The organism is Flavobacterium supellecticarium (assembly GCF_004801375.1).
GTDB classification, from domain to species: domain Bacteria; phylum Bacteroidota; class Bacteroidia; order Flavobacteriales; family Flavobacteriaceae; genus Flavobacterium; species Flavobacterium supellecticarium.
In genome coordinates this window covers 1-14042 of the sequence record NZ_SSNZ01000012.1, presented here as the reverse complement: position 1 = coordinate 14042, position 14042 = coordinate 1, and the positions used below count along the sequence as shown (strand labels likewise).

6 protein-coding genes are annotated in these 14042 nt (G+C 41.1%); 5 read left to right on the top strand and 1 reads right to left on the bottom strand.

Features of this window, described 5'->3' with window-relative positions; all coding sequences use genetic code 11:
- Nucleotides 1–250: 250 nt before the first annotated feature.
- Together E6C50_RS16765 and E6C50_RS16760 are read left to right on the top strand one after the other, a co-directional pair.
- Complete coding sequence (locus E6C50_RS16765) at nucleotides 251–982, top strand: PAS domain-containing protein (protein ID WP_211089561.1); 732 nt, start codon at nucleotides 251–253, stop codon at nucleotides 980–982.
- A gap of 99 nt (nucleotides 983–1081) precedes the next feature.
- The gene (locus E6C50_RS16760) at nucleotides 1082–1723 is read left to right on the top strand and encodes a response regulator transcription factor (RefSeq protein WP_136404400.1); all 642 of its coding nucleotides are present in this window, start codon (nucleotides 1082–1084) and stop codon (nucleotides 1721–1723) included.
- Nucleotides 1724–1729: 6 nt separating this feature from the next.
- Here E6C50_RS16760 and E6C50_RS16755 read toward each other — a convergent pair whose 3' ends face one another.
- On the bottom strand, nucleotides 1730–4738 hold the full coding sequence (locus E6C50_RS16755) for a sensor histidine kinase (RefSeq protein ID WP_136404399.1): 3009 nt from the start codon (nucleotides 4736–4738) through the stop codon (nucleotides 1730–1732).
- 225 nt (nucleotides 4739–4963) lie between these two features.
- Here E6C50_RS16755 and E6C50_RS16750 point away from each other — a divergent pair, with 225 nt between their 5' ends.
- The 3 genes from E6C50_RS16750 to E6C50_RS16740 all read left to right on the top strand — a co-directional run.
- Nucleotides 4964–5911, top strand: a complete 948-nt coding sequence (locus E6C50_RS16750) for an AraC family transcriptional regulator (protein WP_136404398.1) — start codon at nucleotides 4964–4966, stop codon at nucleotides 5909–5911.
- Nucleotides 5912–5923: 12 nt separating this feature from the next.
- The gene (locus tag E6C50_RS16745) at nucleotides 5924–6979 is read left to right on the top strand and encodes an AraC family transcriptional regulator (protein ID WP_136404397.1); all 1056 of its coding nucleotides are present in this window, start codon (nucleotides 5924–5926) and stop codon (nucleotides 6977–6979) included.
- Between the two features lie 252 nt (nucleotides 6980–7231).
- On the top strand, nucleotides 7232–14042 hold a 6811-nt coding region (locus E6C50_RS16740), incomplete at its 3' end, for a DUF7507 domain-containing protein (RefSeq protein WP_136404396.1).

The following is a 14042-nucleotide window of genomic DNA, read 5'->3' as shown; positions in this document are numbered from 1 at the left end:
ATAAACGGATGCTTAGAAAAGGACTTTTGTAAACTTTAAACGGACTTTTATTCTGTCTTTTTTTATGCTTTTTGTAAAACGCTGTGTCGTGATTTTAAGAGTAGTTTTTTGTAAAGTATGTTTTTTATCTTAAAAAAAATGAAGAAATATAACGAATTGTAGTTGTTTTGAGGGTACATTCAATAATCGTTAAAAAGATGCCTTTTTTAAGTCGGACAGTGGTTGCATTTTGTAAATTTGTTTTTAGGGGATGAAGTTTGTAACTTCATTATTGAGCAAATTACAATCGACGATTTTTATAATGCAAAAGAGTATAAAGGATCTTCGGATTTTACTGGACAAGAATTCGGAAGACAGCAGTTTTAATATTATTTCTTCAATCACGGACATCAAGGGAAATATCATCTATGCCAATCAGAAATTCTGCGAAATTTCTAAATATGAAGAAACGGAATTACTGGGGAAAAACCATCGGATACTAAACTCCGGGCATCATCCGAAAACGTTTTTTAAAACCATGTGGAAGACCATTGGTAACGGTAATGTATGGGATGGTGAAATTCGAAACAAAGCAAAAGACGGAAGTTATTACTGGGTATATTCGATTATCTTTCCGGTTTTTGACGTCCATAATAAAATCACACAGTATTTTTCAATTCGCGTTCCGATTGACGAGAAAAAGAAACTGGACGAACAACGCGAAAAAAGAATCCGAAGACTGGAAAAAATTCTTTTTAAAATATCCCATGAAGTACGACAACCGGTTACGCAGATTTTAGGCGTGTCCGATTTGTTAAAAGAAACACAGTTAAATCAGGACGAGTTGCGAATGCTGATCGAGGGAATGAAAGAATCGGCAGATCTGTTGAATTTATATACGCGCGAGCTAAATCAATATGTACATAAAATGAAAAATGAAGAGTACGAGTTGTTGCTTGCGGCCAGCGAAAACCCGGATGGCAGTTATTATACCAATTTGTAGGAAACAATGGAATAATTGCAGTACTTTTTAGGGTTCCTTATATAAGGAAAGGAATAAAAAAATATATCTTTGTGAGGAAACCAACTTCCTTCCATCTGCATGACTTCCGAATATAACATACTGATAGCCGATGACCATAGTGTGGTAAGACAGGGCGTGTCGTTGATCCTGAAATATTCGTTACCGAATATCATTATCAACCAGACCGATACCTTAAACGGGGTTTTGGAAAAAATGGTTGTAACTACTTTCGACCTGATTATTCTGGACATCAATTTACCCGGAGGCAATAATGTTTTAATGATCGAAAAAATCAGAGGAATCGATCCTAATGTGAAAATTCTGATGTTTTCGGCTTTTGAAGAAGATTTGTATGCGATGCGATACCTTAATTCGGGAGCCAATGGCTATCTGAATAAACTGGGGAACGAGGAAGAAATTGTCGAAGCTGTTCGAAAAGTCCTGACTACCGGAAAATATATCAGCGACAGTCTGAAAGACAAACTGATCAACGACCTGTTAAACAATGTTTCCCAAACCAATCCGCTGGAACGCCTTTCCAACAGGGAACTGGAAATTAGTCGCCTGTTGGTGAATGGTTATGGGAATCTTGAAATTGCCAATCACCTCAATATCCAGATGTCAACAGTAAGTACTTATAAAGGCCGGATTTTTGAAAAACTCGAGGTCAAAAATGTCGTTTCTCTGGCTGATCTCTTTAAACTTTACGAAAATAACTAAAAACGACTATTTTAGGATTAGTGTAATGGTTGTTCCTTTCCCCACTTCGCTTTCCAAAGTGATGTCTCCATGAACCAGATGTAGTAATTCGATTATAATATGGAAACCAATTCCTTTGGTAAATTGTTTCCGGTCACTTTCGGATTTCATTTTCTGAGCCAATGTCTGGTAATAGTGTAACATTTCCGGATGCATGCCACATCCGGTATCCACAAGGGTAATACGAGTGGAGTGCTTGTCCTGAACTGCACTAAAACGAATCGTTCCATTAATCGTGTTTTTGATCGCATTATCCAGCAAATTATGCAGAATGATCGTAAAAAGCTGTTTGTTGAGGTTCAGATAAATGGTGTCTGAAACTGTATTTTCCAATTCGTTGCGTTTTGATTTTGCAATCGGATAGAAGAGTTTTATTTTTTCATTGATCAAATCACGAAGTGCAAAAGTCTCATTTTGTAAATTGTCTTTATTCAGATAGATTTTAGAATATTCCAACAGGTTGTTTACAAAGTGGTACAATTCGAACGACGACGTATACATGGTTTTGATGTTTTCCTGAAAGTCGGGGTTATCGCGATCCAGGTTTTCATACAGGTATTTCCCGGTTAAAGCCATGTATTTTAGCGGACTTTTGATGTCGTGGGTAATGGAACCGATTAGTTTTTTATGCGAATGAATCTGTTCGCTCAGATCTGTCTGTGTTTGGGTGAGTGCTGTAATCGTGCTTTTTAATTCGGTTGTACGGTGTGAAATTCGTTTTTCGAGCAATAGGTTCTGATGGCGGATGTATTTGGTTCGCTGGCGGAAGCCATAATAAATCAGTAAGGCTATGGTGAGTAGTAGCAGACTCTTAAACCAGATGGTTTGCCAAAAAGCAGGAGGAACTATAATCGTGACGGTCTTATAATCGTACTGCGAATCGAATCCTCTTAATTTACGAGCGGTTAAGGTATATTCACCCGGATATAGAGTGGTATAGGAAATGGTATAATTATCGCTGGTTTTGGTCCAGTCTTGATGGACATCGTTTCCATCCAGACGAACTTCAATAGTGAGGTTTTCCGGGTTACCGTAAAACGGACTGTTAAAGGAAATGACTACACGACTAAAATCCCGGTTTATGACGAGCGTGTCGTTAAAAGTAACAGAACGATCGTCCACTTTAGCTTCGTTACTATAAATCGGATTGGTAGGTAGGATAGGAGTTACCTTTTTGCTGTCGAAAAAAGTCAGCCCTTCAAAAGACGGTAAGGCTATATAACCATTGGGAAAATTGGTAGCACACGGATAGCAACCGCCATTAAACTCATTGGTACTAAAACCGGAACTTTTATCGTAAAAGTGGTAATAAATGGTGTTTTGTTTTTTATCGGCATAATCAAACAGACTTTGTCGGGATACCTGAAATAATCCTTTGTTTGTAGGAATCCAGATAAAACCTTTCTGGTCTTCGACTACACAATGTGCCGAACGGAGGTACTTGTTTTTGTCGAAAGGGAAGTGAGTGGTTCCCTGGTGATTCCGGATCAGAAATAAACCGTTATTATAGGTATATACCCAAATATTATTTCCATCAGAGCAATGAATGCCACGAACATACGATTCGTCGATAACGCTGTTTCGCGTGATGTATTTGGTGTTCAGATCCATATGGTACAACCCGGAAGGCGATCCGATCAACATTCGCGAATTTCCGTCTTTATAGATGTTGTTGGGCGAAAAATCAAGATTGGCAACCGGCGTGAGTTTGGGCGCTGCAACACTTGGATCAATAGTATACAGTTGTCCTTTTTTATACGTCTTACTGTCGGTGGTTCCAATCCAGATCCGGCCTTTTTCGTCTTTATAAACCGCGCTCATAAAATACTGAAGTGTCCAACGGTCGGATGTGGTATAATTCGTACTTTTTTTATACCGGTACAGGTTGCGGATATCTAATGTCCAGATATCGCCGTTATTGTCGATCAGGGAAGAATATTTTTCGCCTTGTAAAGGTGACTTTAAATGGGTAATGTTCCCTTTATAATCAATTATCTGTCCTTGTCCGGTGAGTACATGAGTCGAATCCAATAAGATGTTGGAATACGTAACCGGATCCTGCTTGTCAATATAACTTTTAAAATATTTTGGGCGGACAATTAGAAAACCTTTGGTAAGACTGCCCAGATAGAGAATGTTTAATTTGACGTCATAATACAAAGCACAAATCTTATTTTGAAGGACATCAAAATGATCCAATACCCGTTTTTTATGCAAACCGTTTTGATCGGCTGTCAGATAATACAGATTTCCGTCGGCATACAAAAAAGCCTGATCAATTGCATTGTTGATATAGATGCTACCGTCTTCTTTTGTTGGTTGATCCATTTCTATAGGAATCAGCTTTTGCGGGGTGACTTCAAAATACTGCTTTTTACTTTTTAGATAGAGCGTATTGTTTAGAATAAAGAACTCCGAATCGAGAGCCAGTTTATGCGGGTAACCGCTGATCCGTTTTTTATTGGTAATGGAATAATAGCGGATACTATCCGGGTAAAACTGAAATACTTGATCCTTAATCAGAACATCATAACGATGGTAGTATTTGAAAAAAGAAGTGGATATTTTGATATTGTTGCCAAACAAACGTCCGGTTTCGTTTAAAGGGTGAATATCTTTTCCGTTTTTATAGTATAGTTTCGGATTGGTTTCAATTTTTAAAATCTGACCGAGATCATTCGCTACATAGTGGCCTTTGCCTTTGTAGTTTTTTTTGATAAACTTCATCCGATTGGATTTCAGTCCTTTTATATTTTCACTATTGTATACTTTAAATTGTTGTCCGTCGAAACGAACCAGACCGTCTTCGGTTGCCAGCCAGATAAAACCAAGTTCGTCCGGAACAATCGATTTAACACTATTTTGTGGCAATTGTCCATTATCGGAAGTATACCATTTGTAGGGAGGATCCTGTTGCCCGAATACCGGTATAACGCTGATTATAAATAGTACTAAAAAACGTGAAAAAAGAGACATAGGAACGATTTTGACAAACTGATCATCTGAGGGTTGTCGGGAAAGATCCAATATTACAAAAAAATATACAAGATTTAACAACTGTTTTTGTAGAAATAATTCTACAGAAATGATTAATAATCCGTACAAAGGAATTGTTTTGAACTACTGATATTTGTATTCCCCAAATTTTAGAATTGATACTAATGCGATGTCTATGTTAAAGTCAATCCTAAATACAACATTATGTATATCAAAATATTGTTTGACAATGCCCGATTGAAAGGTGTTTTAAAGCTTATTTTAATAGTATCGGTTGTACATGTTGCCAGTTTCTATTGGAATCAACGTGTGCCGCTCGGGCTGTTATACGGACCACTATTGCTGTTGATTGTCCGTGAAATGGAACGGGTTACGCTTTGGATGCACACATTACCCTTTTTTCTTTTTAGCGGACTGTATCTTGTTTTTAAAGTCGATGCTGTTGCCTTTGGTGACTGGCAATTGTATCATACCATCTACTTATTTGCATTGGCGGTTTCACTGTGTTCGTATGCCGTGGCGGTAACGGTTGTATGCAAAAAAGAACATTTGGTAACTGTTTTCGAAAAAGAATTTTTACAAGTATTAGCATACGGTTGTTATTTTGCCGCTTTATTAGTGGTCCTGCTTGCGCTTCGTGTTGGGTTTGGTATACTGGATTTTGGCTTTGATCCGGTTTCAATGCTCTTTTTTCAATTGGGTATTTTTAGCGTGTTGATTCTGATATTTCTGGTTTTCTACGGAAAAAAAGAAAAAGGAAGACGGATACTAAAAAAGAATCCTGTAGTACTGCCGGGTATCGATGTAGCAACATCTTTGATGTATAGAGAGACGCTCGAAAAATGCATTCGTGAAACGAATATATACCGAAATCCCGATATTTCACTCGAAATGCTTTCGATCGAAACGACGATTCCGAAACATCATTTGTCGCAATTGTTAAACGGTTGTTTTGGGAAAAATTTCTATCAATATATAGCGGAATTGCGCATTGAGTATGCCATTTCCTGTCTGAAAAAAGATTCCGGAATTAAAATTGAATCGCTGGCGTATGATTGCGGATTTAATTCCAAAACCTCCTTTAACCGCTATTTTAAAGAATATACCGGCTATTTACCGTCTTATTATAAAATAAAAGTACAACATTTATAAATAGGACATCGTATGCTCTTTTTGTTGTTAGCACTGGTGTTTGGCTGTAATGCTCTTACCTTATATGTGCTCCTGAAAACCAAATCTGATAAATTATTTGATAAAGTTATCCGTTATGTAGTATGGATTTCGTTATTCCATTCGGCTTACGCCTTTTTATCCCGCTATTATTTTGAAGAGTTGCCATTTATCGATCGAGCTGCACCGTTTGGATTGCTTTATGGGCCCATGTTGTATTTTTTATCGTTTTCGAATCACGAAAAGCGGTTAGGTCGAAGCAACGTCATAAAACATGGAAGTCCGTTTTTAGTGGCAACGATTGGTTATGTGATTTTTTTGATTTCTCCGGAATGGCGACGCAATTACGGATTGTATTATTTTGAAGTTCTCTATTCCGGGGTGGTGGTATCAATGGTTGGTTATGTTTTGTATGTTTTCTTAAACCATAAAAAGGCTATCTCCGATAACCGCATCCGTAAGTTGATCAACTCAGGAGCGACCTGGTTATTGTTAATTGCCAGTTTGCTTGCCAGTATTATTGTTTCGAAAATACTCCGAAAAGAAGACATCGGGTCATTATTACCGGGAATGATAATATATGGAGCGATGTTGTTTGTTTCTTTTCTGATTTTTAAATATTCGATCAATAACCTTTTGGTAAAAGCCGGTGTGGATGAAGAATCGGAAGAATCAGTCCCAATTTCGGCTCCGCGACAATATCAAAAATCGGCGCTTACCGTTGAGATATTACGGGAATACGAACAAAAGCTCAACACGATCATGGAAACGGAACAGGTTTTTCTCGATACCGAACTCTCTTTAGAAAGTTTGTCCCGAAAAGTCAAAATTCCAAAACACCACCTGACGCAATTGTTTAATACCAAAATCAATCAGACGTTCTATCAATACATCAATATGTATAGGATAAATCATTCCTGCAAATTACTATTGGAAGAACCGGAAACGAATCTGGAAGAAATTGCATTTAAAAGCGGATTTAATTCCAAAGTAACCTTCAACCGTTATTTTAAAAATCAAATGGGATGTACACCATCAGAATACCGATAACCCTAAAAAAATAACGCAAAACAATAACTAAAAACCGGATCGAAAATCCGGTTTTTTTGTGCCCGTATTTTTACCTGTTTTTTTACGGTTTATTTTTAACTATTTGTCTTACAGTTTTTTATGAAAATTTTTAAACGTTTCAATCGTGTGGGAAGTACGTCATGCCACACGATTGAAACGTTTTAGCCTTTCGGTTTTTAGAATTTCGCACTTGCAAAATCTTACAAGAGAGTAAAATTAAAAACCAGAAAAATGAACGAAAATTACAGTTATAGCGACAAGAATTTGTCCTATCGACAGCGAGGTAGTAGTGTTTCATTGTTGCTTTCCAACATGAGAAAATACAGCTTCTTGTTCTTTATTTTTATGATTACCGGTTTATGGAATGTAATGTTTGCCGATGGTAGTAGGGATTTTTATCCTTCGGGTGCCACCGGAAACCGTGCATTTTTATACAGTAATCAGTATGAATCAACGGGGGGGACAACCCTGCGATCCTGGCCTTTTAAAACATTGGGAACACATTATGTGTATGCTAAAGTCGGTGAAACGATTGCGGCTGCTTCCAGTGCACAGGGGTTGGGAAATGGTAGAATCCGACTAACAGCACCGGATGGTACGGTTTATCTTTCGGCAAATAATGCCATTGGTAGAATCGCCAGCAGAGCCGAAGAGTTAGCTGGTCCTTTATACTCGGGACAGGCAACGGGAGCTAACCGCTACCAGCCTTTTAATACCGTAGTAACATCTGGAAACGAAGGAATCTGGAAGGTAGAATTTCTACCGTCTGGATCGGATGTCAGCTCGTCATCACCGAGTGTAACCGATATTGCTGCCGATGCCAACTGGACACAGGGAACCAATACCGAGCTTATTGCCGCCTGGGATGTATCGGTACGGAACAGTGCCAATTCGGCCTGGGTTAACGGGAGGGTATATACCAATATCCTAAACCTGCATATCTCGGGTTCTTCGTTTTTGGCTAATAAGGCTTTTTACGGGAATATGTATGTATTAACACGCGATGGTATTGCGTATCGTGTTACGAACAATGGTTCGAATGGGGTAGGATTTACCTTCTTCGTAAATAATAAAGGATTCCTGACCGCTTCGGGTAGCTCTTCATATAAAAGTTTGAATATTTCGGATCCAACCGATGCACAATTCCGGATTCATGATCCGAGAAGCGCGGATTCCGGGTCGAATGTAACTCATAAAATTTTCTACTCAAAACCGGCGTTGGATTTACCAACAAGTGCCAGTATGAGTGGCGGAACCACTACCTGGTTAAAAAATTCGGTTTTAACGCCAACAGCATCCAATATTACCTATACCGGAGTGGAAGGAACACCGGATTTATCGGGTAATAAAGGCGCTTATATCGGTTTTGATTCGAATCTGGCAGGGACTTACAAAATTGAGATTCTGGGAGGTTTTCCAACAAGGACTATCACAGGAAACTGTATCGTAGGAACCAATACCGTATTTTGGGACGGTAAAGACGGAAATGGAAACATCCTTCCGGCGGGAACGAATATCGGGGAAATCCGTGTACAATTATTTGGGGCAGAAGTACACTTTCCGTTTATCGATATGGAAATTAACCCGGGAGGAATTATTATAGAGCAGCTGGATAGCAGCTACAATTTATTCTCGCCAACTAAAGATCTGGTATATTGGGATGATAGCGATGTGACGGGAGGAATGGCAACACACAAGTCGAACCCTACAGCTTCCGGAAGCAACGGAATTTCAAGTAATACTAACGGTCATAAATGGGGATTATACACCTCCGGAAGTAGCGGAAGTGGAAATAGTGGAACCGGATCATCGAGTTTCGGAAACGAAAAATCAATGGATACCTGGAGTTTTGTGCCGGGTGCCGTTGTTGTAAAAAATCTGGATCTTGTCGTTGCTGCTGCCGATCTGGAAGTAGTGAGCATCGTACCGTCGACGACTACAGTTATTGCCGGACAAAATATGCACTATACAGTAACCGTATCCAACAACGGACCGAGTGCCGTAACCGGTGCCGGTTTTAACTTTATTGTACCGGCCGGTTTTACCATTAGCTCGGTAACCTATGTCAACAGCCAGGGAACGGTTGTCGTGGTAAACGGAACAATCGATCCGGTTACCGGTAACTATTCGGCGAATCTGAATATGACCAATGGCGGACAAGTGGTGTTTACCATTAACGGAACTGTTGGTGCAGCTGCAGGCGGACAAGCCTTAACAGTAGAAGCCAGTATTATACGACCGGCAGACGTTACCGATCCGGATGCAACCAACCCGGGAACGAATCCACCTACGGATCCGCATTTGGAGTGTTTAAATGGTACGGCTGTGGAGAATTGTAATAATATTAAATACAATACCATTACACCAACAGTTTCGGCCGACTTGGCAGTGAGCAAAACGACCGCTACCATGACACCATCGGTAGGGGATCAGATTGTCTTTACCATTGTTGCTACAAACAACGGAGCCGGAAATGCTACCGGTGTTCAGGTTGTAGAACAGTTGCCAACTGGTTATACATATGTATCTGCAACAACCACCGGAGGAACATTTAATAATGTAACCGGATTATGGACGATTGGTAATATGGCCAATGGGCAGTCGTATACCTTAACGCTTACAGCTACGGTAAACGCAACAGGAACGTATACCAATAGCGCGGTGATTTCGGGTATTGAAAATGATCCGAATCCAGCTAACAATACGTCCACAATTACGCCAACACGCGCAACTAGTGTGATCGATGCTAATAACGATTCGGCTACCAACATCAACGGAACGACAGGCGCGACAAATGTGTTGAATGTGTATACGAACGATACGTTAAACGGAACGGCAGTAGTGCCATCGGAAGTAATCTTAACGACTACGGTACCAAACCCGAATTTAGTTTTAAATCCGAATGGAAACGTAGACGTAATTCCGGGAACTCCGGCAGGAACCTATACATTAACCTATCAGATTTGTCAGGTATTAAACCCAACCAACTGTGATACGGCTGTTGTGAGTGTAACGGTAGTGCCAGCGGCGATCGACGCAGCGAATGATTCTGCTACCAACATCAACGGAACCACAGGTGCCACGAATGTTGTAAATGTGTATACGAACGATACGTTAAACGGAACGGCAGTAGTGCCATCGGAAGTGATCTTAACTACTACGGTACCAAACCCGAATTTAGTTTTAAATCCGAATGGAAGCGTAGATGTGATTCCAGGAACACCTGGTGGAACGTATACCTTGACGTATCAGATTTGTGAGGTGTTAAACCCAACGAATTGTGATACGGCAGTGGTAAGTGTAACGGTAGTACCACCTGCGATCGACGCAGTGAATGATTCGGCTACCAACATCAACGGAACCACAGGTGTCACGAATGTTGTAAATGTTTATACGAATGATACGTTAAACGGAACGGCAGTAGTGCCATCGGAAGTAATCTTAACGACTACGGTACCAAACCCGAATTTAGTTTTAAATCCGAATGGAAGCGTAGATGTAATTCCAGGAACACCTGGTGGAACGTATACCTTGACCTATCAGATTTGTGAGGTGTTAAACCCAACGAATTGTGATACGGCAGTGGTAAGTGTAACGGTAGTACCACCTGCGATTGACGCAGTGAATGATTCCGCTACCAACATCAACGGAACCACAGGTGCCACGAATGTTGTAAATGTTTATACGAACGATACGTTAAACGGAACGGCAGTAGTGCCATCGGAAGTGATCTTAACGACTACGGTACCAAACCCGAATTTAGTTTTAAATCCGAATGGAAGCGTAGATGTGATTCCAGGAACACCTGGTGGAACGTATACCTTGACGTATCAGATTTGTGAGGTGTTAAACCCAACGAATTGTGATACGGCTGTTGTAAGTGTAACGGTAGTACCACCTGCGATCGACGCAGTGAATGATTCGGCTACCAACATCAACGGAACCACAGGTGCCACGAATGTTGTAAATGTTTATACGAATGATACGTTAAACGGAACGGCAGTAGTGCCATCGGAAGTAATCTTAACGACTACGGTACCAAACCCGAATTTAGTTTTAAATCCGAATGGAAGCGTAGATGTAATTCCAGGAACACCTGGTGGAACGTATACCTTGACCTATCAGATTTGTGAGGTGTTAAACCCAACGAATTGTGATACGGCAGTGGTAAGTGTAACGGTAGTACCACCTGCGATTGACGCAGTGAATGATTCCGCTACCAACATCAACGGAACCACAGGTGCCACGAATGTTGTAAATGTTTATACGAACGATACGTTAAACGGAACGGCAGTAGTGCCATCGGAAGTAATCTTAACGACTACGGTACCAAACCCGAATTTAGTTTTAAATCCGAATGGAAACGTAGATGTAATTCCGGGAACTCCGGCAGGAACCTATACATTGACGTACCAGATTTGTGAGGTGTTAAACCCAACGAATTGTGATACGGCTGTTGTAAGTGTAACGGTAGTACCACCTGCGATCGACGCAGTGAATGACTCGGCTACCAACATCAATGGAACTACAGGCGCAACGAATGTTGTGAATGTATATACGAATGATACGTTAAACGGAACGGTAGTAGTGCCATCGGAAGTTATCTTAACCACTACGGTACCAAATCCGAATTTAGTTTTAAATCCGAATGGAAACGTAGATGTAATTCCGGGAACTCCGGCAGGAACCTATACATTGACGTACCAGATTTGTGAGGTATTAAACCCAACCAATTGTGATACGGCAGTGGTAAGTGTAACGGTAGTACCACCAGCGATTGACGCAGTAAATGACTCCGCTACCAACATCAACGGAACCACAGGTGCCACGAATGTTGTGAATGTATATACGAATGATACGTTAAACGGAACGGCAGTAGTGCCATCGGAAGTAATCTTAACGACTACGGTACCAAACCCGAATTTAGTTTTAAATCCGAATGGAAACGTAGACGTAATTCCGGGAACTCCGGCAGGAACCTATACGCTGACCTATCAGATTTGTCAGGTGTTAAACCCTACGAATTGTGATACGGCTGTTGTAAGTGTAACGGTAGTACCACCGGCGATCGACGCAGTGAATGACTCGGCTACCAACATCAACGGAACCACAGGCGCGACAAATGTGGTGAATGTATATACGAATGATACGTTAAACGGAACGGCAGTAGTGCCATCGGAAGTTATCTTAACCACTACGGTACCAAACCCGAATTTAGTTTTAAATCCGAATGGAAACGTAGATGTAATTCCGGGAACTCCGGCAGGAACCTATACATTGACGTACCAGATTTGTGAGGTATTAAACCCAACCAATTGTGATACGGCTGTTGTAAGTGTAACGGTAGTACCACCTGCGATCGACGCAGTGAATGACTCGGCTACCAACATCAACGGAACCACAGGTGCCACGAATGTTGTGAATGTATATACGAATGATACGTTAAACGGAACGGCAGTAGTGCCATCGGAAGTAATCTTAACGACTACGGTACCAAACCCGAATTTAGTTTTAAATCCGAATGGAAACGTAGACGTAATTCCGGGAACACCTGGTGGAACCTATACGCTGACCTATCAGATTTGTCAGGTGTTAAACCCAACGAATTGTGATACAGCGGTAGTAACGGTTTTTGTAATGGAACCGGAATTAACGTTAACAAAAGACGCAGCCAACGGAACATATGACAGCGTTGGTGATGTGATCAACTATACTTTGGTAGTAACCAATACCGGAAATGTAACAGTTACCAATATTACGGTAACGGATACTAATGCGGATACGGGTAGTATTTCCCCGGCAACTATTGCGACTTTGGCACAAGGGCAAAGTGTAACAGTTACGGCAACCCATACGATCACACAGGCGGATCTGAATAGTGGATTTGTTCGAAACTTAGCGACTGTTACCGGTCAGGATCCAACAGGAGGTCCGGTTACCGACGAATCAGAAGATCCGACGAATCCTTCACAACCTGGAGATAACGGATATGATTCTGGTTGTCCGAAATGTACGGTAACAACATTGACACAAAACCCTGCGATTGCCTTAGTAAAAACAGCGGTGTTTAACGATACCAATGCGGATACTTTTGCACAGGTAGGTGAGACAATTACCTATACGTTTACCGTAACCAACACGGGTAACGTAACGGTTAACGGTCTTGTGATCAACGACGCACTATTAGGTGTAACGAACTTAGCGGTAACGCCGGCTACATTAGCACCTGGCGCTATCGGAACGGCTACAGCTATGTATACGTTAACACAATCTGATATCAATAATGGTCAGATTAGTAACACGGCTATTGCAAGTGGTACATCGCCACAGGGTAATCCGGTTCAGGATACCTCAGGAACCAGTACAACGAATGATACGCCAACCGTAACAACCTTACCACAAAACCCTGCGATTGCCTTAGTAAAAACAGCGGTGTTTAACGATACCAATGCGGATACTTTTGCACAGGTAGGTGAGACAATTACCTATACGTTTACCGTAACCAACACGGGTAACGTAACGGTTAACGGTCTTGTGATCAACGACGCACTATTAGGTGTAACGAACTTAGCGGTAACGCCGGCTACATTAGCACCGGGCGCTACCGGAACGGCTACAGCTACTTATGTATTGACGCAATCAGACATTAATAATGGTCAGATTAGTAACACGGCTATTGCAAGCGGTACATCGCCACAGGGTAATCCGGTTCAGGATACCTCAGGAACCAGTACAACGAATGATACGCCAACAGTAACAACCTTACCACAAAACCCAGCGATTGCCTTAGTAAAAACAGCGGTGTTTAACGATACCAATGCGGATACTTTTGCCCAGGTAGGTGAAACGATTACCTATACGTTTACCGTAACCAATACGGGTAACGTAACGGTTAACGGTCTTGTGATCAACGACGCACTATTAGGTGTAACCAACTTAGCGGTAACGCCGGCTACATTAGCACCGGGCGCTATCGGAACGGCTACAGCTACTTATGTATTGACGCAATCAGACATTAATAACGGTCAGATTAGTAACACGG